The sequence below is a fragment of the Ureibacillus yapensis genome (genome assembly GCF_003515775.1).
Taxonomy (GTDB): Bacteria; Bacillota; Bacilli; order Bacillales_A; family Planococcaceae; genus Ureibacillus; species Ureibacillus yapensis.
The window spans coordinates 458412-481570 of record NZ_QWEI01000002.1 but is presented as its reverse complement, the minus strand read 5'-3'; the positions used below and the strand labels follow the sequence as shown (position 1 = coordinate 481570).

At 39.9% G+C, this 23159-nt stretch carries 25 protein-coding genes; 22 read left to right on the top strand and 3 right to left on the bottom strand.

The genetic code is table 11. The annotated features are described in order from the left end of the window. Positions 1-98 precede the first annotated feature (98 nt). The 4 genes from D1B33_RS07105 (at position 99) to D1B33_RS07090 (ending at position 3405) form a co-directional block, all read left to right on the top strand. Positions 99-755 carry an SIMPL domain-containing protein gene (locus D1B33_RS07105; RefSeq protein ID WP_158582934.1) on the top strand — a complete coding sequence of 219 codons (657 nt, stop codon included), beginning with the start codon at positions 99-101 and terminating at the stop codon, positions 753-755. A gap of 93 nt (positions 756-848) precedes the next feature. After that, on the top strand, positions 849-1277 hold the full coding sequence (locus tag D1B33_RS07100) for a DUF1801 domain-containing protein (RefSeq protein WP_118875667.1): 429 nt from the start codon (positions 849-851) through the stop codon (positions 1275-1277). 58 nt (positions 1278-1335) lie between these two features. Further along, complete coding sequence (locus tag D1B33_RS07095) at positions 1336-2106, top strand: sporulation protein (RefSeq protein ID WP_118875666.1); 771 nt, start codon at positions 1336-1338, stop codon at positions 2104-2106. Positions 2107-2268: 162 nt separating this feature from the next. Further along, positions 2269-3405, top strand: coding sequence for an MFS transporter (locus D1B33_RS07090; RefSeq protein ID WP_325049426.1), 1137 nt, complete (start codon positions 2269-2271; stop codon positions 3403-3405). A gap of 55 nt (positions 3406-3460) precedes the next feature. Here the strand turns inward: D1B33_RS07090 and D1B33_RS07085 are convergent, their stop codons facing one another. After that, positions 3461-4144: a TerC family protein gene (locus tag D1B33_RS07085; RefSeq protein ID WP_118875664.1), complete on the bottom strand. Its 684-nt coding sequence runs from the start codon at positions 4142-4144 to the stop codon at positions 3461-3463. Positions 4145-4859: 715 nt separating this feature from the next. Between D1B33_RS07085 and alaS the strand changes: the two genes are divergently transcribed. The 13 genes from alaS (at position 4860) to mtnN (ending at position 17625) form a co-directional block, all read left to right on the top strand. Further along, positions 4860-7526 (top strand): alanine--tRNA ligase, encoded by a 2667-nt coding sequence (gene alaS, locus D1B33_RS07080; RefSeq protein ID WP_118875663.1) that lies wholly within the window; start codon positions 4860-4862, stop codon positions 7524-7526. A 143-nt stretch (positions 7527-7669) separates the two neighbouring features. Then, on the top strand, positions 7670-7936 hold the full coding sequence (locus D1B33_RS07075; protein WP_036176121.1) for an IreB family regulatory phosphoprotein: 267 nt from the start codon (positions 7670-7672) through the stop codon (positions 7934-7936). Positions 7937-7945: 9 nt separating this feature from the next. After that, positions 7946-8362 carry a Holliday junction resolvase RuvX gene (gene ruvX / locus D1B33_RS07070; protein ID WP_118875662.1) on the top strand — a complete coding sequence of 139 codons (417 nt, stop codon included), beginning with the start codon at positions 7946-7948 and terminating at the stop codon, positions 8360-8362. A gap of 139 nt (positions 8363-8501) precedes the next feature. Beyond that, positions 8502-8810: a DUF1292 domain-containing protein gene (locus tag D1B33_RS07065; RefSeq protein WP_118875661.1), complete on the top strand. Its 309-nt coding sequence runs from the start codon at positions 8502-8504 to the stop codon at positions 8808-8810. A 95-nt stretch (positions 8811-8905) separates the two neighbouring features. Beyond that, positions 8906-9427, top strand: a complete 522-nt coding sequence (locus D1B33_RS07060) for a DUF1292 domain-containing protein (RefSeq protein ID WP_118875660.1) — start codon at positions 8906-8908, stop codon at positions 9425-9427. Between the two features lie 536 nt (positions 9428-9963). Further along, a complete protein-coding gene (mltG, locus tag D1B33_RS07055; protein WP_199677371.1) occupies positions 9964-11082 on the top strand; it encodes an endolytic transglycosylase MltG in 1119 nt (372 codons plus the stop codon). Positions 11083-11321: 239 nt separating this feature from the next. Further along, positions 11322-11954 (top strand): O-methyltransferase, encoded by a 633-nt coding sequence (locus D1B33_RS07050; protein WP_118875659.1) that lies wholly within the window; start codon positions 11322-11324, stop codon positions 11952-11954. A gap of 5 nt (positions 11955-11959) precedes the next feature. Next, a complete protein-coding gene (locus D1B33_RS07045; RefSeq protein WP_118875658.1) occupies positions 11960-12892 on the top strand; it encodes a peptidase U32 family protein in 933 nt (310 codons plus the stop codon). 29 nt (positions 12893-12921) lie between these two features. After that, entirely contained in the window at positions 12922-14187 is a 1266-nt protein-coding gene (locus D1B33_RS07040) for a peptidase U32 family protein (RefSeq protein ID WP_199677382.1), read from the top strand. After that, entirely contained in the window at positions 14187-14825 is a 639-nt protein-coding gene (gene udk, locus D1B33_RS07035) for a uridine kinase (RefSeq protein WP_118875656.1), read from the top strand. Before D1B33_RS07040 ends, udk begins: the two co-directional genes overlap by 1 nt. Positions 14826-15367: 542 nt before the next feature. Further along, positions 15368-15850, top strand: coding sequence for a transcription elongation factor GreA (gene greA / locus D1B33_RS07030; RefSeq protein ID WP_118875655.1), 483 nt, complete (start codon positions 15368-15370; stop codon positions 15848-15850). Between the two features lie 339 nt (positions 15851-16189). Next, positions 16190-16855 (top strand): YrrS family protein, encoded by a 666-nt coding sequence (locus tag D1B33_RS07025; RefSeq protein ID WP_158582933.1) that lies wholly within the window; start codon positions 16190-16192, stop codon positions 16853-16855. A 77-nt stretch (positions 16856-16932) separates the two neighbouring features. Continuing rightward, the gene (mtnN, locus tag D1B33_RS07020) at positions 16933-17625 is read left to right on the top strand and encodes a 5'-methylthioadenosine/S-adenosylhomocysteine nucleosidase (protein ID WP_118875653.1); all 693 of its coding nucleotides are present in this window, start codon (positions 16933-16935) and stop codon (positions 17623-17625) included. A gap of 315 nt (positions 17626-17940) precedes the next feature. Here mtnN and sigK read toward each other — a convergent pair whose 3' ends face one another. Together sigK and pssA are read right to left on the bottom strand one after the other, a co-directional pair. Then, positions 17941-18687, bottom strand: coding sequence for an RNA polymerase sporulation sigma factor SigK (sigK, locus tag D1B33_RS07015; RefSeq protein WP_118875652.1), 747 nt, complete (start codon positions 18685-18687; stop codon positions 17941-17943). 145 nt (positions 18688-18832) lie between these two features. After that, entirely contained in the window at positions 18833-19372 is a 540-nt protein-coding gene (gene pssA, locus D1B33_RS07010; protein ID WP_118875651.1) for a CDP-diacylglycerol--serine O-phosphatidyltransferase, read from the bottom strand. Between the two features lie 120 nt (positions 19373-19492). On the opposite strand from pssA, the gene D1B33_RS07005 reads away from it, so the two are divergent. The 5 genes from D1B33_RS07005 (at position 19493) to yhbY (ending at position 23154) form a co-directional block, all read left to right on the top strand. Beyond that, positions 19493-20275, top strand: a complete 783-nt coding sequence (locus tag D1B33_RS07005) for a phosphatidylserine decarboxylase (RefSeq protein WP_118875650.1) — start codon at positions 19493-19495, stop codon at positions 20273-20275. A 79-nt stretch (positions 20276-20354) separates the two neighbouring features. After that, positions 20355-20876, top strand: a complete 522-nt coding sequence (locus D1B33_RS07000) for a YqeG family HAD IIIA-type phosphatase (RefSeq protein ID WP_118875649.1) — start codon at positions 20355-20357, stop codon at positions 20874-20876. After that, the gene (yqeH, locus tag D1B33_RS06995; RefSeq protein ID WP_118875648.1) at positions 20873-21976 is read left to right on the top strand and encodes a ribosome biogenesis GTPase YqeH; all 1104 of its coding nucleotides are present in this window, start codon (positions 20873-20875) and stop codon (positions 21974-21976) included. The genes D1B33_RS07000 and yqeH overlap by 4 nt, the downstream gene beginning before the upstream one ends. 36 nt (positions 21977-22012) lie before the next feature. Then, on the top strand, positions 22013-22843 hold the full coding sequence (gene aroE, locus D1B33_RS06990) for a shikimate dehydrogenase (protein WP_118875647.1): 831 nt from the start codon (positions 22013-22015) through the stop codon (positions 22841-22843). 5 nt (positions 22844-22848) lie between these two features. Next, entirely contained in the window at positions 22849-23154 is a 306-nt protein-coding gene (yhbY, locus tag D1B33_RS06985) for a ribosome assembly RNA-binding protein YhbY (RefSeq protein ID WP_118875646.1), read from the top strand. Positions 23155-23159: the final 5 nt, after the last annotated feature.

Genomic DNA, 23159 nt, shown 5'->3' with positions numbered 1-23159 from the left:
TGAGCAGGTTGGTATATTGCCTACTTTCCTTGGGAATCATGGCAAAATCCCTCGTTTAAAAGCATATAGTAGTTCTAGAATCGAGGGAAGGCGGGAAAGTGCTGGATTATTCTACTGTGAACCAACACCCTTTTGTCAATGTCCGTTTCATTTCAGTGGAAGGCAATAGCAAAATCGAAGTGAAGCCGGATCTTGCTGAACTTCAAATCGAAGTTGTCACCCAATCGGAAAATCTGGAAGATGCCCAAAGTGAAAACGCTCTTAAGATGAATGATGTGATCCAGTCTCTTTTAGCACTGAATATTGAACAAAGAGATATTAGAACTGCGTTTTTTAATGTTTTTCCACGCTATGATTATATAGAGGGAAAACAAGTGTTCAGAGGATATGAGGTGACGAATGCACTTTCTGTAGAAATACATGATGTTAATGATGTAGGCCTTGTAATCGATACAGCCTTGAAAAATGGGGCAAACCGAATTTCCCAACTAACGTTTAAGCTGGAAAATGAGAGCGGGTATTATCAGCAAGCATTGCAAATGGCCCTGCAGGATGCCCATGAAAAAGCAATTGCGATCTCATCAAAGCTAAAGCTTTCCTACATGCCGCTGCCGATTGAAATCGTGGAGCAAACTTCCGGCGGCCGACCCATTTTATTTAAAACGGCTGCAGCGGCCCAAAGCTCGATGGAAACGCCAATCGAGACAGGAACAATTACAATTGAAGCAACTTTAAAAGTAAAATATCAATTTTAAAGGGAACTTTTTAGAAGTTCTCTTTTTTTAAAGGATTTTATATCCGTGTAATCGAAATGAGTGTTTGTTGATCGCTGAGGGAGGAAGAAAGATATGGCCAAATATGAACAGAAAACAAAAGAAACTAATGGAAGTGTAATCGATTTTATCGAATCTGTAGATAGCCCAAAAAAGCGGGAAGACGCATATAACTTATTGAAGCTTTTTGAAGAAACTTCGGGATTTGAAGGCAAAATGTGGGGTCCCAGCATCATTGGGTTCGGTTCATATCATTATAAATATGATTCTGGACATGAAGGGGATGCTCCGCTGGTCGGTTTCTCGCCAAGGAAAGCAAAAATTAGTTTATATTTTGCTCCGGGTGATGAAGAACGAGAAAAGTTGCTTAGCCGTTTCGGTAAACATACAACAGGTAAAGCTTGTGTGTATATCAATAAATTAGCTGACGTGGATGCAGAAGTCCTAAAAGAATTAATAATACAATCGATAAACTTTTTACAAAAAAATTATCCGCAAGCCTGAAACCTTCCGTTTATTTCATACGTAAAACAAGTATAGAAAATGGTGAGGGGTGCAGAAAATGTCTTTTTTCAATAAAATGTTAGCCAGTATTGGTGTAGGTTCCGCAAAGGTCGATACAAAGCTTGAAAAGTCATCTTACGCTGCCGGGGAAACAATTCAGGGGGAAGTTGAAGTTTATGGCGGGAATGTTGAACAACAAATCGATGCAATTTATCTGACTTTGTATACGACGTACATTAAGGAATTGGATGATCATAAGTATACTGCCAAAGCGCCAATCCAGAAGTTTAAAGTAAGCGATCCATTTGTTGTCAATGCGAACGAAACGAAAATCATTCCGTTTTCTTTCAAAATTCCTGTAGATGTCCCGATTACGGTTGGAAATACTCAAGTATGGGTGGCGACGGAATTGGATATCCGGAGCGGAGCAGATTCGCAAGACAAGGATTATATTGAGATTCGACCTTCCAAAATTGCCGAACGTATTTTGGAAGAAGTGCAGCAGTTGGGCTTTAGATTGCGAAAAGCTGAATGTGAACAAGCTTCTTATAAATACCGTCAAACCTATCCTTTCATCCAGGAATTTGAATTTGTTCCGGTAAGCGGGGCGTTTAGAGGACGGCTCGATGAACTGGAAGTCGTCTTTATCTCACAAAGTGATGTTAGAGCAGATATTTTAATGCAGGTTGACCGCAAGGCTAGAGGATTTGGCGGGTTTTTGGCGGAAGCCCTGGATGCGGATGAAACGCATGTTAGGATGACCATTACGCAAAATGATTTAAATTCACTAGGTGAACAGTTAAGACAAACGATTTCGAGATATTCTTAAAAAACAAATGCGTGTTCACGCATTCTTGCCTATAGTCCAAAAAAGTTGCTAAAAGTGGCTAGCTTTTAGTGGCTTTTTTCATTTTGCCTATATATCGTCATGAAATATGCTATCATTTCCTAAGATGGGAGTGGTTGTACTATTATTAACAATCAGCGTTGGTTGTCCCAAAACTTCTTTATTTTTTTCTTTACTTGGGGCGTCTTTTTACAATACTGGCCAGGGTGGTTAACTGGCGCAAAAGGATTAACGGTATCCGAAGTTAGTATCATTATGGGCTTTAGTTTGGTAGTTCGGGCCATTTCCACTATGTTTGTGTTTCCGATTGCTTCAAAATATTTAAGTGATAAAAAGCTGGCTTTCTTTTTGGTAAGCAGTTCATTGATTGCAGTCCTGCTTTATCTGCCAATGAATTCATTTCCTGCTTTATTCACGATGACCATGATATTCAGTTTGTTTTATCCCTCTTTATTGCCGGCAGTGGAAAGCAGTGCCACCACGCTTGTACAGCAAGGAAATGTGCATTATGGAAAAAGCCGCTCGTATGGCTCCATTGCGTTTGTCATTTCTGTATTCCTTTTAAGCTTGATGATCGGTTTTTATGGAGAAGCAGTCATTTTGTGGTCCATGATTGCTTACTTAATGATCATGTTCATTTTGCAAGCGATGCCTGCTCCGGAAATTTTAAGTACCAAACCTTCTGTCGAGGACCGGGCCCAAAAATTTTCCATGAAAAGTTTATGGAAGGTAAAAGGATTTCCAGTTGTCATGATCATCGTGATTTTATTGCAGGGGTCGTTGGCGTCCTATTATAACTATAGCTATATTTACCTTCAAGATTATTTGGAGGTCAATACATTTTATATCGGACTTATTCTTAACATTGCCGTATTGTTTGAAATTCTATTCTTTCTAACGGCAGATCATCTTTTTTCGAAATGGAAAACTTCCTCATTGCTTCTTCTTGCTGGAGCGGGTTCCACATTAAGATGGGTAATGATTTTTATAGTTCCGAATGCTTGGGCATTCATCTTATCCCAAACATTGCATGCACTCGCTTTCGCCATGGCACATTATGCTTTCATTCAGTACATAACACGCATTTTGCCAAAACAACAGCTTGCCAATGCACAGGGATTATATTCGGCCTTGGCCATGAGCTTAAGTGCTGCCGTGCTGACTTTATTCGGTGGAGCCCTTTATGATATTACGCCAGGTTTGGCTTTCCTCGGGATGACGGTCTTTACTATTCCAGCGGTGGCGATTATTCTTTTGACCAAGAGAGCTTACCGATTTTAATAAAGACTGCGGGAAAGTTTGAACTATCAACAAAGCCCGCAGTCCTTTTGTTGTTCTATTGTGCCAGCAATTCTTTTCGCTTGATTAAATATTTGACTGCCAAACCCATAATCATGACTACGCTGACAACAATAATCTCAAATACATAAATTGATTCCTTGGAAGGGAAAAAGCGTAACACGTAGGCATCCTTTACGATCATCTTTGATGCAGTCCAAGCCAATACGGCTGCTCCCAATACAATAATCAATGGGAACCGTTCCATTAATTTTGTCACGAAAGCACTTCCCCAAACAACGATGGGAATCGAAATAACCAGGCCGATGATGACAAGCAAGGTACTGCCGTGAGCCGCGCCGGCTACTGCGATAATATTATCCACTCCCATTAACAAATCTGCAAGAAGAATGGTGCCAATAGCTCCCCAAAAGTTTTTTTTGCTTGGTTTTACATTCACTTCTTCTTCCGTGAGCAAAAGCTTATAGGAGATATATAATAATAAAATACCGCCTGCCAGCAGCAACCCGTCAATCTGAAGTAATTTGACAGCAATTAGCGTAAGTAGAATTCGAATGGCAATGGCCCCGAATGTTCCCCAAAAGATTACTTTTCTTTGCTGATTTTTCGGCAGATTTTTTGCAACCAGTCCAATTAATAAAGCGTTATCGCCCGCAAGTACCAAATCGATAAAGATAATGGAAATTAATGCAGACAAAAACTCAACTGAAAATAACTCCAATATGGTTCGCTCCAATCTTTAAAATCATGGTCGTCCAAGTTATCTAAATATATGAGGAATCCCGGGCGTTCAGAATAAGAAATTCTCTCGCGTTCCAAGAGTAAGTTCGCTTTTTGAATGATTAGCGGTTATAATTGACACATTGAATTCATTTTCATATAATTTACTAGAAAATAGGACTTCACAAATTGAGAGTGAAGTTTTGAATCATTCCTTTTCATATGAACTAACACAATGATGGAAACAGTAGGTAATTGTTCATGCAACAGAAAGAGATTCCAAGGCTGAAAGAATCTTGCGACAAGCTCTTGCCGAAAGCTACTCCAGAGTGCAGCTAATCCCTGCCGTTCACTAACGTTACAGTGCTTGAGATATAAGTTTGGTTATATTTTAGCCATCTCTCTATTCAAAAAAGGGAAAAGGCTAAAAAGAAATCGCTTGCCAGTCGAGGCGTGACGAGTTAAACAACCGGAGTGACCATAAGGGTCATAAGGATTGTTTAACGAGGCACAACGAAGAATGAAAGCAATTGACTTTAGCCGGCTTATAAATTAGGGTGGTACCGCGAACTTACAGTCTTCGTCCCTTTCCGGGATGAAGGCTTTTTATTTTTGTGGTAGATTTCAGGTATAGAACACAGGAACGATGGAAAATCATAAGCTGATTTTTCATTGGGAAGGAATAGACAAACAAAAAAATCAGGAGGTTTACCATAATGAAAGCAGCAGATATTCGCCGCAAATTTTTGGACTTTTTTATTGAAAAAGGGCATGCACAAGAACCGTCAGCACCATTGGTTCCAATTAATGACCCATCCTTGCTTTGGATCAACTCCGGTGTAGCAACATTAAAAAAATATTTTGATGGGCGCGTGATTCCGGATAATCCACGCATTACCAATGCACAAAAATCCATTCGTACCAACGATATTGAAAACGTCGGTAAAACGGCTCGCCACCATACGTTCTTTGAAATGCTAGGAAACTTCTCAATCGGCGATTATTTCAAAAAAGAAGCCATCCATTATGCATGGGAATTTTTAACCGATGCTAAATGGATGGGGTTCGATCCGGAAAAACTATCAATTACCCTACATCCCGAAGATCAGGAAGCATATGATATCTGGAAAAACGAAATTGGCATTCCCGAAGAACGTTTGATTCGAATTGAAGGAAACTTCTGGGATATCGGGGAAGGTCCTTCTGGTCCAAACTCTGAAATTTTCTATGACCGCGGACCGGAATATGGAAACGATGAAAACGATCCGGAACTTTATCCAGGTGGAGAAAATGAGCGTTACCTGGAAATTTGGAACTTGGTATTCTCAGAGTTCAACCACAACCCGGATGGTACGTATACGCCGCTTCCAAAACAAAATATCGATACAGGCATGGGTCTTGAGCGTATCGCATCGGTCGTACAAAATGTACCAACGAACTTTGATACAGACTTATTTATGCCTATTATTGAAAAAATCGAGGAATTTGCGAACCGTTCCTATAAACGCACAGGTGAAATTGATTTAAAAGAGATTTTTGGAAGCGAAGAAGATATTAACACACCATTTAAAGTCATCGCAGACCATATCCGGACAGTGGCGTTTGCGATCGGAGATGGTGCACTTCCTTCAAATGAAGGGCGCGGATATGTCCTGCGTCGTTTGCTTCGCCGTGCGGTGCGCTATGCAAAACAAATTGGCATCGAGAAGCCATTTATGTTTGAGTTAGTGCCAACAGTAGGAGCGATTATGCAGGATTTCTATCCGGAAGTAAAAGATAAAACTGAATTTATTCAACGCGTAATTAAAAATGAAGAAGAGCGCTTCCATGAAACATTGGATGGAGGATTAGCTATTCTTTCAGAGGTAATTGAAAAAGAGAAAGCGGCTGGGTTGAATATCATTCCGGGCAGCGATGCATTCCGTTTATATGATACGTATGGTTTCCCTGTGGAACTAACGGAAGAATATGCCGAGGAAGCTGGCATGAGTGTTGACCTGGATGGTTTTGAGGCAGCAATGAAAGAGCAAAGAGATCGTGCTCGTGCAGCTCGCGCTGACGTAGATTCTATGCAGGTTCAGTCGGAAGTATTGGCGAATTTAACGCAAGAATCAAACTTCGTAGGTTATGACACTTTGGAAACACAGACGAAAGTGGTTGCGATGGTTGTAAACGGCAGCATCGCTGAGGTTGCTTCTGAAGGAGAAGAAGTTTTGGTTATTTTGGCTGAAACGCCATTCTACGCAGAAATGGGTGGTCAAGTTGCTGACCATGGTACGATTGAAAGCGATACTTTCAAAGCTTATGTAAAAGATGTACAGAAAGCGCCAAACGGCCAGTCTCTTCATACTGTTATCGTTGAATCGGGAGAAATGCATTTGAATGATACAGTAACTGCATCAGTTGACCGCGAGGAACGCAAATTAGTGGTGAAAAACCATACTGCAACCCATATCATGCATCGCGCATTAAAAGACGTATTGGGTGAGCATGTTAATCAGGCGGGTTCCTATGTTGGTCCAGATCGCCTTCGTTTCGACTATTCTCATTTTGGTCCGGCAACAAAAGAAGAACTTGAAAAAATCGAACGTATCGTGAATGAGAAAATTTGGGATGATATTGCGGTAATTATTGAAGAAAAACCGATTGCTGAAGCAAAAGCGATGGGGGCAATGGCTCTATTTGGCGAAAAATATGGGGATGTTGTGCGCGTGGTTCAAGTAAGCGATTATTCAGTTGAGCTATGCGGTGGTATCCACGTTCAACGCTCTTCCGAGATCGGGCTGTTCAAAATCGTTTCCGAGGCTGGAATTGGCGCGGGTACTCGCCGTATTGAAGCGGTTACTGGCAAAGCTGCATATGAAGCGGTTAAAGAAGAGCAGCGAGTTTTGGAAGAGGCAGCAGGCTTGGTTAAAGCAAATCCTAAAGATCTTGTAACTCGCATCGAAAACCTTCAGCATGAATTAAAAGATAAGCAACGTGAAAACGAAGCGTTATCGCAAAAAATTGCAAATGCACAAGCAGGAGCTATTTTAGATGCTGTTCAAAAATTCGGCGAAGTTTCTGTGCTTTCCACAAAAGTGGATGCAAAAGACAACAACCAATTGCGTCAGATGATGGATGATTTAAAAGGCAAGTTGGATAAGGCCGTTATCGTTTTAGGTGCTGTAGATGGAGATAAAGTAATGCTTTGCGCAGGCGTCACAAAAGATTTAGTGGGCGGCAACTTCCATGCCGGCAATATTGTGAAAACAGTAGCAGAGGCATGCGGAGGAAAAGGCGGAGGCCGACCAGATATGGCGATGGCCGGTGCAAAAGATGCTTCTAAACTTGAAGAAGCATTACTTTCTGTGTATGATTACGTTAAATCCACTGACCAATAATTTTTCGTCAATAACTTCTTGTAACAAAATATGAATAGATTTCCATCCGATTATTTGATTGATGATTATAATCGGGTATAATAAAGAAAATGAGATGTGGTGTGCAAGCATCTTTCTCAATTTCTGAAAGCGAGGTGCTGGTCTTGAGTTCGTTTGATAAAACAATGAAATTTAGTTTCCCTGAAGAATCAATGGAACAAGAAGTTAAGCAAGTGATGCTGAAGGTGTACTCTTCACTGGAGGAAAAAGGGTATAATCCTACTAATCAAATTGTAGGATATCTTTTATCTGGTGATCCGGCATACATCCCTCGCCATCAAGATGCACGGAACTTAATACGCAAGCTGGAACGTGATGAGATTCTCGAAGAGCTTGTAAAATTTTATATTAGAAAGAATAATGAGGCTTAAAAAACAATTATGAGAGTTATGGGTTTGGACGTTGGGTCAAAAACAGTGGGCGTCGCGATAAGTGATGCATTGGGCTGGACAGCACAAGGAATCGAAACTGTAAAGATAAACGAAGAGATAGGCGATTTTGGAATCGAACGTATAAAAGAGCTTGTAAAAGAGTATGCTGTAACCGAATTTGTAGTAGGCTATCCAAAAAACATGAACAATACAGTCGGCCCGCGTGGTATAGCTTCAGAGAATTATAAAAAGCTGCTGGAAGATACCTTCGAATTGCCTGTTAAACTGTGGGACGAACGTTTAACAACCATGGCAGCCGAGAGAATGCTGATCGAAGCTGATGTAAGCCGAAAAAAACGGAAACAAGTAATCGATAAAATGGCAGCCGTCATGATTTTACAGGGGTATTTGGATAGTAAGAATTAAGATTCGCATTGCGAATCTTAATTCTCTGCCCCGAAAGCGAAGCGGCAGAGGCAAGATCCAACATTCATGTTGGGTGGCTCTGGCCTTGAAAGTTTAGCGATAAAGGCCAGATTTAAATTTTATAAAGAGGTGACCGATAATGGTACAAGAACACGATCACGAACATCGTCATATTACAATTGTTGATGAAAATGGAAATGAACAATTATGCGAGGTACTGCACACATTTGATTCCGAAGAGTTCGGAAAATCATATGTTCTTTATTCTTTGGTAGGTGCAGATGAAGACGACGAAGGGCAAATTGAAATCTTTGCTTCCTCATTTGTTCCATCCGAAAACGGTGAAGATGGCGAATTAGAGCCGATTGAAACGGAAGCGGAGTGGGATTTAATCGAGGACGTGTTAAATCAGCTTGAAGATCAACTTGATGACGAAGATGAAGAATAATAAATAAAGTGAAAAGGTAGGCGTTTTGCCTGCCTTTTTACACTGTTAGGAAGAATTGACGTACACAATGAAGAACTAAGTTGGAGGTGCTTTAAATGGACGAACAGTTTTTTAAAGTTCAATTAGAGGATGGATCGGAACAACTTTGCAGAGAAATAATGACGTTTGATACAGACAATCAATCGTATGTGCTGTATTCGTTAGTTGATGAACAGGGTAATGAGAGCGAAGAAATTTCCGCCCTTCGATTTGAGCTTGGTGAAAATGGTGAAATGACGAATTTCACATCACTTGAAACGGAGAAAGAATGGGAAATGGTTGATGAAGTATTAAACACTCTCATTGCAGAATTTGGTGAGGGAGAGGAAGACTTTTTCACAATTTCTGATGAAAATGGAGAGGAAATTGTTTGTGAAGTCATTCATCGATTCACTTTGGAGCAATTCCATAAATCCTACATTTTGTATACCTTTGCAGATCAGGAGGAAGTTGGAGAGATTTTCGCTGCTGCTTATGTACCGGGAGAGAATGGCGAAGTTCAAGACCTGATTCCGATTGAAAGTGATGAAGAATGGGCCAAAGTTGAAGCTGAGCTGCAATCATTAAATCAAAAATAAAAGACACTAAAATGGACGCTATATATTTGTATAGCGTTTTTTTGTGTTTGAGAGAAGAATTGTTTTACTGCGGCAGAACGCTTTTATTAGGGAATAGTTTTCGCTCAGGATAATTGCGTCTGCCGCTCCGCTTTCGGCGCAGATAAAACACGTCACATTCTATGTGACAATATTGCACCTGTCGCTAACGCTTTCGGTGCAGACAAAACCTGTTGCACCTGCCGTTTCACTTTCGGTGCAGAGAAAACCCATCTATGACAAAAGTTATCACTTAAGATTATTGCACCTGCCGCTAACGCTATCGGTGCAGACAAAACTTATCTTTGGCAAAAGTTTTCACTTAAGATTATTGCGCCTGTCGTTTCAATATCGGTGCAGAGAAAACCGATCTATGACAAAAGTTATCACTTAAGATTATTGCACCTGCCGCTCCGCTTTCGGTGCAGACAAAATCCATCACATCAAGGATGTGATGGGTTTTGTTGTCACTACCCATTTTTTCTTGTATCATATAAAAGATGTGAGGGGGTATGTTGGTGGATAAGGAGTCGAAGAAACAAGAAATGATGGAAAAAATACAGATTCGCAAAAAAGAAGGCAAAGTTGTGCGTCGAGTTGTTGCTATGGTGTCGCTTGCTGTTTTGTTATTGATTGCTATCGTGGGAGTAAGTGGTTATTTTTATGTAAAATCTGCCCTTGAACCGGTGGATTCAGAAGCCGATTCCGAAATTCTGGTGGAGATACCGATGGGGTCTGGGATTTCAACAATCTCATCTATTCTGGAGGAAAATGGCGTAATCAAAAATGGCCAAATCTTTAAGTATTATACAAAATTCAAGAATGAAACAAACTTCCAGGCGGGCAACTATACAATGACCCAATCGATGACGCTTGATGAAATTATTGAAAGCTTAAAAACAGGGAAAGTTTATCGTGAGCCATTGTTTACAATTACCGTGCCGGAAGGAGTAACGATTGAGCAAATTTCGGAAATCGTTGCTAAACATACAGAGTATACGCCGGAGCAGTTTATGGAGCTGGTAACAGGTAAGGAATTTGTTCAAAATATGATGGCCACTTATCCGGAGTTAATTACTGACGAAGTGCTGGACAAGAATATTCGTTATGCACTGGAGGGCTATCTTTATCCGTCTACATATTCTTTTTATGAGGAAAATCCTTCGTTGGAGGAGATTGTAACCATGATGATCTCCCTAACAAATGATGTAGTTGCACAATATAATGATTTGCTTGCACAAAAAGAGATGACAACGCATCAATTGTTAACTTTTGCTTCTTTGCTTGAGGAAGAAGCAACAGCCCAAACCGATCGTGAAACCATTGCAAGTGTGTTCTTTAATCGCCTGGAATCGGACATGCCTTTACAAACCGATCCAACGGTTTTATATGCACTTGGTTCCCATAAAGCACGGGTTTTATATAAAGATTTAGAGGTTGAAAATCCATATAACACCTATAAAAATCAAGGATTGCCGCCTGGGCCGATTGCGAATGCAGGCAAGATTTCGATCGAGGCTGCTCTTAATCCTACCGATACGGAATATTTATACTTTTTAGCGGATTCTGATGGCAATAACCATTTTGCCAAAGACTATGATGAGCATTTGAAAAATGTCGAAAAGTATATAAAATAAGCGATTTTTCATTATAATTTTAGAAGGAAACGGATTTGTTTATTATTTCGAAAAAAGTTTGAAAATGAAACTTTTTTTACTTGAAATTACAAACATTATTCGCTTTCCTTCTATTTTCATGATATTATAAATTGTGTTTTTTTGTATAAAAGTAAAAGCAGTATAATACTCACATATACGAATAGAAATTTAATGTTCCTAAGTTTTGATATTTAATCTGAATAAAAGGGGTTCACATGATGGAATTTTCAAAAGATTATATCGAATCCTTTATACGCCCGCGCAATGAATTATTGCTGGAGATGGAGCAATACGCAAAAGAGCATCATGTGCCGATTATGCAACTGCCGGCAATGGATGTCCTGAATCAGATGCTGCGTATTCAACAACCGTCCAGTATTTTGGAAATAGGTACGGCCATTGGCTATTCTGCCATGCGTATGGCGGATGCATTACCGAATTGCAAAATTGTAACCATTGAAAGGGATTCGGAACGGGTAAACCTTGCGAAGGAATTTATTGCCCGTTCAGAAGCGACGAATAGAATTACCGTGATTGAAGGCGATGCGTTGGAAGTAGATGTGGAAAGTGTGGAATCTACTTTTGATGCTGTTTTTATTGATGCGGCAAAAGGCCAATATATGCGCTTTTTTGAAAAATATTCTACCTTGGTTCCTTCTGGCGGTATTATATATATCGATAATATGTACATGCATGGTTTATCCGGGCTGGATCTTAAGGATGTTCCAAGGCGTAAAAGAACAATGATACGTAATTTAAATACGTTTGCTGACTGGATTATGACACATCCGGATTATGAGAGTACTTTTTTCCCGGTCGGCGATGGTTTATTAATTTGTTTGAAGAGGTGAAAAGGATGAAAAAACCTGAATTATTAGTAACGCCAAAGTCGGTAGGTCATATTGCAGCTTTGCTGGAAGCTGGAGCAGATGCTTTTGTCATTGGTGAACAAAAGTTTGGCTTGCGCTTGGCTGGGGAATTTTCAGTAAAAGATATAGAAAGTGCGGCAGCAATCATTCACGAAGCCGGAAAAAAAGTTTATGTAGCGGTCAATGCACTTTTCCATAACGATCGATTGGAAGCATTGGATGATTACTTAAAAGAAATGCAGCGAATCGGCGTAGATGCGCTCCTTTTTGGAGACCCTGCCGTAGTAGTAGCCGTACGTGAACTTGGTATCACGATTCCTCTCCACTGGAACCCGGAAACAATTGCAACAAACTGGTTTCAAGTCAATTACTGGGGCGACCGTGGAGCAAAACGCGCAGTGCTTGCCCGGGAACTTTCACTTGATGAAGTGGTTGAAATTAAAGAAAATGCCAAGACGGAAATTGAAGTGCAAGTGCACGGGATGACGTGCATGTTCCAATCAAAACGCTCTCTTTTAGGAAACTATTTCTTGTATCGCGAACAAGCAATGGAAGTAGAAAACCGTAAAGAAAATAAAAATATGTTCCTTCACGATAAAGAACGCAAAAATAAATATCCAATTTATGAAGACTGCAATGGGACGCATATTTTCTCCCCAAATGATATGTGTCTTATTGACGAGTTAACGGAACTTTTCGAAGCCGGAATTGATTCATTGAAATTCGACGGTGTTCTTCAACCGGAAGAGTATATTAATACGGTTACAAATTGTTACCGCCAAGCAATTGACGTTTTCTTTGACCAAGGAGAAGACGCTTATGAAGAACTAAAAGGTGAGTTGCTTGAAAAAATTGAAGAAATTCAGCCGAAATTACGTCCTTTGGATACTGGATTTATCTTTAAGGAAACAGTGTATTAGGAAGGAGGGGCTTTACTTTGCTGCAATTAATCGAAAATGAAAAAATTCGTGAACAAGTGAACGGTAAACGTGTAATTACCAAAAAGCCGGAATTGCTTGCACCGGCAGGCAGTTTGGAAAAATTGAAAATAGCTGTGCATTATGGAGCGGATGCAGTTTTTATCGGCGGACAAGAGTTTGGATTACGTTCAAATGCAGATAACTTTACAATAGAAGAAATGCGCGAAGGTGTTGAGTTTGCGAAAAAATATGGCGCAGTCGTTTATGTAACAACGAATATCTTTGCGCATAATGAGAATATGGCAGGGATTGAAGAATATTTACAAGCGATTGAAGAGGCAGGAGTAAAAGGGATTATCGTAGCGGATCCTTTCATCATTGAATCTTGCCGTCGGGTTGCACCGAAACTGGAAATTCACCTTTCGACGCAGCAGTCTTTATCCAACTGGAAAGCCGTGAAATATTGGAAACAAGAAGGCCTTCATCGTGTAGTATTGGCACGTGAAGTAGGCGCGGAAGAAATGCGCAAAATGAAAGAGGAAGTGGATATTGAAATAGAAGCTTTCGTACATGGCGCGATGTGTATTGCGTATTCTGGCCGCTGTGTTTTATCCAACCACATGACGGCGCGTGACTCCAATCGAGGCGGATGCTGCCAAAGCTGCCGCTGGGATTATGATTTATATGAAAACGTCGGTGGAGAAGAAGTAGCGTTATTTGACGAAAAGGATGCACCATTTGCCATGAGTCCAAAAGACTTAAAGCTAATCGAATCTATACCACATATGATTGAGCTTGGCATTGATTCTTTGAAAGTGGAAGGCCGCATGAAATCAATTCACTATATTGCAACCGTTATTTCCGTATACCGTAAAGTGATTGATGCCTATTGCGAGGACCCGGAAAATTTCCAAATTAGAAAAGAGTGGCTGGAAGAGCTGGATCGCTGTGCAAACCGCACGACTGCATCAAGCTTCTTTGAAGGTGAGCCAAGCTATAAGCAGCAAATGTTCGGTACACATGCAACAAAGCTAAAATGGGATTTTGCAGGTCTTGTACTACATTATGATGAAGAAACACAAATGGTTACCTTGCAGCAACGCAATTACTTCAAACCAGGTGACACTGTTGAATTCTTTGGTCCTGATATGGAAACATTCAAAATGAAAGTGGGCCAAATTTGGGATGAAAAAGACAATGAAATTGCCGTTGCCAACCATCCATTGCAAATTGTCAAATTTAAATGTGAGCGTCCATTGTTCCGCTTCAATATGATGCGAAAGGAGAATAATTAATGAACAAAAAGCGTCCATTAGTAATCGGGATTGCAGGTGGTTCTTGTTCGGGCAAAACGAGCGTAACGCATGCCATCTATGATGTATTTCGGCAGCATTCCGTTGTCGTAATTGAACAAGATTACTATTATAAAGATCAAAGCCATCTAACTTTCGAAGAACGACTAAAAACAAACTATGATCATCCATTGGCATTTGACAATGATTTATTGTTGCAGCATATGGAGTTTCTGTTGCAAAGAAAAGCAATTGATAAGCCGGTCTATGATTATGTAAATCATACACGTTCGGATGAGGTTAGACATGTAGAACCAAAAGATGTTATTATTCTAGAAGGAATTTTGGTTTTGGAGGATAAGCGTCTACGTGATATAATGGACATTAAATTATTTGTAGATACTGACTCAGATTTACGTATAATTCGTCGGATTGAGCGAGATATTAAAGAACGGGGCCGAACAATTGATTCGGTCATCGATCAATATCTAAAAGCGGTACGACCAATGCATAACTTATTTATTGAGCCGACAAAACGCTATGCGGATGTCATTATCCCTGAAGGTGGGGAAAATGAAGTGGCGATTGATCTAATGGTCACAAAAATCAAAACAATTCTTGAAACGACATCCATTGTATAATATGATGAGTTAGGTATTGGAATTATTTAGAATAATTTCCTGTCTGGAGATTGATTTTGTGCTTTGCATTAGAAGCACATTATCACCAAAATAACTTTATACTGTTTACTAGAAAATTCGGTTACTAGTTAAGTACGCCAAGGGACTTCTAATCAGCCCCTTGGCCTCATATGCTTAACTACTAACCGGGTTTTATTATTACACTTTCAAATTCGCCTTGGCATATGTTTTAAAGTCCAGATTTTTTCAAGAGGCCTGCAGATGCAGGTCAATTAGCCGTTTTACCTGCCGCTTGCTTTCGAACAAAAAATCTGTCGCATGGATGCGACGTTTATAGGCTAACCTCCTCTTTCAATTTCTACTTAAAATCTGTGACATCCGCCTGAGGCTTTAACTTTATTCTGCTCGGATTTAATCCCCTTACTAAAAAGAAAAGGGGCCTAAGCTGAATAAAGTTAAAAGAAAACGATTGCATTTTCGAACTTGCGGTGTATAGTATTGTCTCAAGTACATTTTCATGAAGATTTAAGGAGTGAACTGATTTGGTAAATGAAAAACAATACCCAATGACATTAGCGGGTAAGCAAAAATTAGAAGAAGAATTGGACTACCTAATAACAGTTAAACGCAAAGAGGTAGTAGAGCGTATTAAAATCGCGCGCAGTTTCGGCGACTTATCCGAAAACTCCGAGTATGATTCCGCAAAAGAAGAGCAAGGATTTGTGGAAGGTCGCATTACGACAATCGAATCCATGTTGCGCAATGCATTAATTATCGAAGAATCAGGAGAAAGTGATGTTGTCTCTTTAGGGAAAACGGTTTCTTTTGTTGAGCTTCCGGATGGGGACGAGGAAGAGTATACGATTGTCGGGTCAGCTGAAGCCGATCCATTTGAAGGACGCATTTCAAACGATTCTCCAATTGCAAAAGCTTTACTGGGCCGCAAAGTGGATGATGTCGTAAAACTGACTACTCCAGGCGGAGATATGGAAGTTCGAATTGTTTCCATAAAAAATGCAAACTAACAAACCGTTCAATTTGGCTTTATACATAGCCTCTGATGAGAAATAGGTTTCCGTATAGTAAAAGTGTTTTCTTTTGCATGCTTGTATAAAATGAATGATTTGAATATTATGGTCGGCAAAATCATATAAAGATTTTGTCGACTTTTTCATTTTCTAGTGAAAGCTGCCTAGCCGCTACGCTTTCGGTACACAAAAGATCTGTCTATGGCTAAGCAGGGCGCTTGCGCTTTTATTCTTTGTTACATTTTCAATTCAAATGATAAAATAAGAGCGTTTTTGATGGTTTTTGGATAGAATCTTGATACAATAAAGACAATGGTAAGAAGGAGGAGTCCGTATATGTCAAAGGAACAAGAATCGTTGAAACGTTCTAAAAAACGCAGCGAGAAGCGAAAAAAAAGTAAAATGGACAAAATCTTGAATAGTTTAATTGCCATCGTTTCCATACTGATTATTTTAAATGTATTTGCGATTTTCACTGATAATAAAAAACAACCGAAACAATCCACCGAAACAGCAATTCAAAATGAGAGTAATGAAGGGAAAGAAGATACGAACGAAGAACAGCCTTTCGAGAATCACAATATGGTTTCTGCAGAAGAAGTAGACGAGAATGGTAAACAAGAACTTGCCGATGCTTCCGATGAATCATCCAGTGAACTAATTACCAAATCATCAAACGATCCCCTGGTAGAAGAAGTCATCATCGATCCTGAGTGGAAAGTGAACCCTACGAAACAGACAGGGGAGCATGTATCTGCATACGAAGAAGGGCATATTGATTATGAAGAAAAGTTGGTAACGATCCGAAACGCAGTGCAATTAAAAGAAAATAATATTATTTATTGGTCTGTCCGAAATAATGGGGGGCCCAATAGTGCGGTAGCTGTTGTATCAACCAATGATAAAAATGATTATTATCGTGTCTACATTGAATGGGTTGAGCAGAAAGGTTGGAAACCGGTAAAGGTAGAAAAGTTAAATCAAGCCATCGGAGTTAGGTAGGGCATCTTTTATTGGCGTTTTAGTATATAATACTAATGTTAATGAAGGCATGCCCGAAAATTGGAGGAATGAACACAATGAAAATTGCGGTTATTGGTGCTATGGAAGAGGAAGTTGAATTATTGAGAAATGCGCTTTCCAATACGCAAGTCACTACCATTGCAAATAGCGAATATACAACAGGTACATATAAAGAGAAAGAGGTTGTTTTGCTGAAAAGCGGTATAGGCAAAGTCAATGCGGCGATGGGTACAACAGCCTTGCTTTATAAATTTAAACCGGATGTGGTCATTAATACCGGTTCTGCAGGTGGCTATGATCCACAACTGGAAGTAGGCGCAGTGGTGATTTCTGATGAAGTGCGCCATCACGATGTGGATGTTACCATTTTCAACTATGAAATGGGGCAAGTCCCTCAATTGCCGGCTGCATTTAAATCGGATGAACGTTTAATGAAATTGGCCGAAGAAGCCGTTGCGGAAATCGGCAATCACCAATATAGCGTTGGCCTAATCTGTTCGGGAGATTCTTTCATGAATGATCCGGAGCGTGTGGCGAAAGTAAGAGAATATTTCCCTGAGATGAAAGCAGTGGAAATGGAAGCAGCGGCGGTCGCACAAGTATGCTATCAATTTGAAACGCCATTTGTCGTAATTCGGGCATTATCGGATATTGCAGGGAAAGAATCGAATATCAGCTTTGATGAATTTTTGCCGGTAGCCGCAAAACATTCAACGGAAATTGTATTGAAAACAATTGAAAAGCTGTAGACTGCAGGAAAGAGTCCCTCCTTTTCATTGGCAATTCAATAAGCATTTGTCACCTATTATTCACAAACTTGCTTGACCAACGAAGAAAAACCAAAGTAATATAGAAATAGGAAAGTATTAGGAGGGAATGCTATGTTATTGCTTATGGGAGCATCTGTAGCCATTACAGCCATTTTGGGAATCATTATTTACTTCGGCGCAAAAGAAGACTCAGTCCGCCATTAAAAGAAAAGCGGAGAACGCCGTTTAAGTCCAACAAAAGCTCATTAAGGTTTTTATGCCTTAATGAGCTTTTCTTGCCTAATTAACACCGCTTTAATTGTGCAATTGAGAAGATTCTATGTCGATTTTGCGACTTTCCTTCTCATTTTGACTATGCTTGAACTGCTGATACAACTTTACGAGCGCACGTTTTTCAATACGGGATACATAACTTCTCGAAATTTTCAATTTTTTGGCGATTTCTTTTTGGGTCAGTGGGTCGTTGTTGTTTAGACCATACCGATAAATGATAATTTCCAGCTCTCTAGGTTCCAATGTATTTAAAAAAGCATAAAGTTGTTCAAAACTTTCTTTTTGTTCGATTTTATCGATTGCCGGCTGTTCGTCAAGCTGCAATAAATCTCGAATCTGCAACGATTGTCCTTCTTTGTCTACACCTATGGGCTCAAATAAGGAAACGTCCTTTTGAACCTTTTTCTGTGCCCTTAAATGCATTAAGATTTCATTTTCAATACAGCGTGCAGCATAAGTGGCTAAACGTGTTTTTTTATCAGGCGTATAGCTGCTAACAGCTTTCATCAATCCTATTGTGCCAATGGATATATAATCGTCCAGTTGTTCGTGCTGAGGGTGGAATTTCTTGACGACATGCGCTACAAGCCTCATATTTCGTTCTATTAAGTCTAGCCTTGCTTGTTCATCGCCATTCATGAAGCGTTCAATCGCCTTCGCTTCTTCCTCTTTGGAAAATGGCCGATGAAAAGCCTGCCCCTTTAAATACCCAAGAAATGACGGAATGTCTAGCCATAGCTGCATGAGTGACGCAAAAATTCCGCTCAATCACGTCATCCTTTCTTCCTTTTTCGACATTATATGATAGAACTGTTGGGAAAATGAGAATCCGCAAGAAAAAAGTTGGGAAAACCTAATTGAACGCCTAGAGGCAAAAAAATTCGATGCAGCATATAGATGTGCATCGAATCATTTAAACCTTTCTTAAAGTAAATGTACTCACCATTAAAATCGAAAGAATCGGCATGAGGAATAAATAAAACTGTGGACCGACAACTGGAATCATAAAGTAGGAAAAAGTTAAGAATGTCCCTGCGGCCGTAATGGGCAAGCCTACAAAATACGTGTTCGCTTCAGTAATATTGAAACGGGCCAATCGAAATGCTCCACACCCTATATATAGAATCGTCAAGATGATTCCAACCATACCAAATTCGGCCAAAATAGTTTCATACATTAATAGAGCTGGCGCGACACCGAATGATATAATATCACCCATAGAGTCCAATTGTTTGCCAAGCTCCGATTCTTGATTAAATTTCCGGGCCACTTTGCCATCATAACGATCAAGAAAAGCAGCAATAAAAATAAATAAAACACTATAACTATATGTTTCATTTAATGTTGCCATAATCGAGGCACCACCGAAAGACAAATTACAGAGCGTAATCAGATTAGCAGCGTGCGATTTTACTTTTTTAATCGTGGAATCCACCATATGCAGAAGAAACATGGGGAAACACTCCTTTGCGCTAAATATATTTCTATATTATACTTCGAAAAAGAATAAATTGTAAGTCAATCCAAATGACTAAACTTGATTTGAGAATTCTGACATGCTTGGAGAGGGATTATGAAAGAGAAAATTTACCAATCATTAATCGAACTTACAAATGGAAAATACAGCTCCTTGATGCTGAGAAGACTGGTAACATCATCAATCAGTAAAAATCTGATCAAAAGCTACAGTAAAGTATACGAAATTGATATCTCTGAAGTTTCACGTGATATCAACAGTTTTAATAATTTACAAGATTTCTTTACTAGACAGCTGAAAGAAGGAGCCAGACCGGTCGATTTAGAAGGGAGAACCTTTGTAAGCCCAGTGGATGCAAAAATTGAAACATTCGGGACTATACAAAAAAACAAGATTTTTACTGTGAAAAATAAACCTTACTCCCTGATCGATTTATTGGGTAAAGAAGAAGTAATCGAAAAATACAAAGATGGGAAGTACATCGTTTTCTATTTAAGCCCGGCAAACTATCACAGAATTCATAGCCCGAATGATGGATTGGTAATACGGCAGTATACACTTGGAAATAAATCCTATCCGGTAAATTCTTTGGGACTGACATATGGAAAAAAACCAATCAGCAAAAACCATCGTTTAATAAGCGAGGTTCAAGGCCAAAATAAGAAACACTTTACATTAGTAAAGGTAGGAGCAATGTTTGTCAATTCAATCAAGCTAACCAATGTCTCGGACAATTGGACAAAAGGTGAAGAAGTTGGTTATTTTGGTTTTGGTTCCACAGTGGTAATGCTATTTGAAGAAGGTTATGTTCATTTTACTGAAAATATTCAAGCAGGGCTTAATGTGAAAATGGGAGAACCCATAGCATCTATGTTATAATCTTTTAATGAGTGAAACTTTATCAGCCAAGGGAACAATATCCAACAACAAATGAAAAAGCACTTGAAGGAGTTAAAACGTGTATAATTTTCTATTGCCAAAAGAGTTTGTAACATCTGTATTTGAAATCACGCCAGAGAAGTTAATGGAACTTGGGATCAAAGGGATTATTACAGATTTGGATAATACGTTAATAGAATGGGACAGGCCCGATGCCACCAATGAAATTATTCTGTGGCTACAGCTTATGCAGGAAGCCGGGATTCGTGTCATCATTGCATCAAATAATAATCAGGAACGGGTGAAGCATTTTGCCGAACCGCTTGGCATTCCATTTATCGCAAGGGCACGCAAGCCTCTGGGAGCTGCCTATTACGCGGCCATGAAAGAACTTCGCCTGAATAGCAGCGAAGTCGTTATGGTGGGCGATCAATTGCTTACGGACATAATGGGTGCCAACCGTTTAAAACTTTATACAATTTTAGTCCGACCTGTAGCAGAGTCGGATGGTTTTGTTACGCGTTTTAATCGATTTGTCGAGAGAAGAGTATTTAATCTATTAAAACGTAAAGGAATTAAAACTTGGGAGGAACAGCAATGAGTGAAATGCCGAATTGTATTGGCTGTGGAGCTACTATACAAACAGAGAATCCAAAGGAAGTTGGCTATGCTCCGCCTGCGTCCCTGGAAAAAGATACAGTGATATGCCAAAGGTGTTTTCGCTTGAAAAATTACAATGAAATCCAGCCAGTCAGCTTAACGGATGATGATTTCTTGAAAATCCTGAATGGTTTAGGTGAACAACAAGGCCTTATTGTGAAAATCGTCGATATATTTGATTTTAATGGCAGCTGGTTGCCGGGCCTTCATCGTTTTGTCGGGAAAAACCCGGTTTTATTGGTGGCGAATAAAGTTGATTTGTTGCCTAAATCGGTAAAGCCGAAAAAGGTGATTAATTGGTTGAAACGTGAGGCGCGCAGCTTGGGGTTGCAGCCGGTTGATGTGATGCTTGTTAGTGCTCATAAGGGTATTGGAATGGGCGAAGTCGTAGAGGCCATCAACAAATATCGTGAAGGAAAAGATGTTTATGTTGTAGGTTGTACAAATGTTGGTAAATCCACTTTCATCAACCGAATTATTAAACAGGCAACCGGTGAAGGGAATATTATCACTACTTCGCATTTTCCGGGCACAACTTTGGACATGATCGAAATCCCGCTCGATGATGGGTCAGCCCTTTACGATACACCTGGCATTATCAATCATCATCAAATGGCTCATCATATTCATTCCAGTGAATTGAAAACGATTATGCCAAAGAAGGAAATAAAGCCGAAAGTATATCAGCAGAACGAAGGGCAATCTTTATTTATCGGCGCACTTGCACGCTTTGATTTTATAAAGGGAGATCGTTCCGCTTTTACAATTTATGCTGCAAACGATTTGCCGATTCATCGCACAAAGCTTGAAAAAGCGGATCTCTTGTACCAAGAACATAAAGGGGAACTGCTTGCTCCGCCGTCGAAGGAATTCATAGATCAATTACCGGAATTGGTGAGTCATGAATTTGCGATAAAAGAAGGCAAAACAGACGTCGTCATTTCCGGTTTGGGCTGGGTTACGGTGCAGCATCCGAATGTTGTGGTAGCCGCGCATGCCCCTAAAGGCGTAGAGGTATTTATTCGTCCATCATTGATTTAGCATAAATAGTAGTCTAAATTAGGGAGTTGTTTGGAAATGAAGAAATGGTTTGCTGTCATTGGCGATCCAATCGAACAATCAAAATCACCGGAAATGCATAATTCTTGGTACACCCAAGAAGGAGTAGATGCAGCCTATATACCTATTCATGTAAAAGCAGAGAATCTGGAACAGGCAGTTGCGTCATTTAAATTACTGGGGACAAGCGGTTTTAATGTAACCATTCCGCACAAATCCGCAATAATTCCATTTCTGGATGAAATCGATGAAACCGCAAAGCAAATGGGCGCAGTCAATACGGTTTTAAGATTAGAAGATGGCCGATTTAAAGGCTTTAATACAGACGGTGACGGCTTTGTAAGGTCTCTGGAAGAAAAGATTGGCGATGGGCATCGCCAAAAATCGGTATTGATCGTGGGAGCAGGAGGAGGAGCAAGGGGAATCGCCTTTGCTTTAAAAAAATATGGTTACCAAGATATTACGATTACAAACCGAACAATCTCAAAAGCAGGGGAAATCGTGGATGCCCTTGGGATGGGAAAAGTAATCACAAATGAGGAAGCCAGCTCAACACTTGATCGATACGGAATTCTTATCCAAACAACCCCGGCAGGAATGAAATATGGCGGCATTTCTTTGCCGTTTTCGGTTGATAAAATGTCTCAAGAAGCAGTTGCGGCCGATATAGTGTATAATCCACTCATGACGCCTTTCTTGCAGCATGCCGAATCGATTGGGGCAACTGTGGTAACAGGCGTTGGAATGTTTGTACATCAAGGAGCCATTGCCTATGAGCATTGGCTGGGGAACTACCCGGACACAAATTCAATGATTGCTCAAATAAGCGAGCAATTAGGAGGAAAATAAATTTTATGTTAACAGGTAAACAAAAAAGATTTTTACGTGCAGAAGCACATCACTTAACACCGATTTTCCAAGTTGGAAAAGGCGGCGTGAACGATCAGATGTTAAGTCAATTGCGTGACGTACTGGAAGTCCGTGAATTAATAAAAGTCCGCATTCTGGACAATTGTGAAGAAGAGAAAGATGTTGTAGCAGAGACACTGGCAGAAGGAACTGGTGCTGAACTGGTTCAATTGATTGGTTTGACGGTTGTTTTATATAAAGAATCAAAGAACAACAAAAAGATTGTATTACCCAAAGACAATAAAAAATAAGGTGT

Bases quoted from the DNA above. Each gene is read 5' to 3' on its own strand.
- D1B33_RS07100 (WP_118875667.1), top strand. From the start codon at position 849: ATGGCCAAATATGAACAGAAAACAAAAGAAACTAATGGAAGTGTAATC.
- D1B33_RS07095 (WP_118875666.1), top strand. From the start codon at position 1,336: ATGTCTTTTTTCAATAAAATGTTAGCCAGTATTGGTGTAGGTTCCGCA.
- alaS (WP_118875663.1), top strand. From the start codon at position 4,860: ATGAAAGCAGCAGATATTCGCCGCAAATTTTTGGACTTTTTTATTGAA.
- ruvX (WP_118875662.1), top strand. From the start codon at position 7,946: ATGAGAGTTATGGGTTTGGACGTTGGGTCAAAAACAGTGGGCGTCGCG.
- D1B33_RS07065 (WP_118875661.1), top strand. From the start codon at position 8,502: ATGGTACAAGAACACGATCACGAACATCGTCATATTACAATTGTTGAT.
- D1B33_RS07060 (WP_118875660.1), top strand. From the start codon at position 8,906: ATGGACGAACAGTTTTTTAAAGTTCAATTAGAGGATGGATCGGAACAA.
- D1B33_RS07050 (WP_118875659.1), top strand. From the start codon at position 11,322: ATGGAATTTTCAAAAGATTATATCGAATCCTTTATACGCCCGCGCAAT.
- D1B33_RS07045 (WP_118875658.1), top strand. From the start codon at position 11,960: ATGAAAAAACCTGAATTATTAGTAACGCCAAAGTCGGTAGGTCATATT.
- udk (WP_118875656.1), top strand. From the start codon at position 14,187: ATGAACAAAAAGCGTCCATTAGTAATCGGGATTGCAGGTGGTTCTTGT.
- D1B33_RS07025 (WP_158582933.1), top strand. From the start codon at position 16,190: ATGTCAAAGGAACAAGAATCGTTGAAACGTTCTAAAAAACGCAGCGAG.
- mtnN (WP_118875653.1), top strand. From the start codon at position 16,933: ATGAAAATTGCGGTTATTGGTGCTATGGAAGAGGAAGTTGAATTATTG.
- pssA (WP_118875651.1), bottom strand. From the start codon at position 19,372: ATGTTTCTTCTGCATATGGTGGATTCCACGATTAAAAAAGTAAAATCG.
- D1B33_RS07005 (WP_118875650.1), top strand. From the start codon at position 19,493: ATGAAAGAGAAAATTTACCAATCATTAATCGAACTTACAAATGGAAAA.
- yqeH (WP_118875648.1), top strand. From the start codon at position 20,873: ATGAGTGAAATGCCGAATTGTATTGGCTGTGGAGCTACTATACAAACA.
- aroE (WP_118875647.1), top strand. From the start codon at position 22,013: ATGAAGAAATGGTTTGCTGTCATTGGCGATCCAATCGAACAATCAAAA.
- yhbY (WP_118875646.1), top strand. From the start codon at position 22,849: ATGTTAACAGGTAAACAAAAAAGATTTTTACGTGCAGAAGCACATCAC.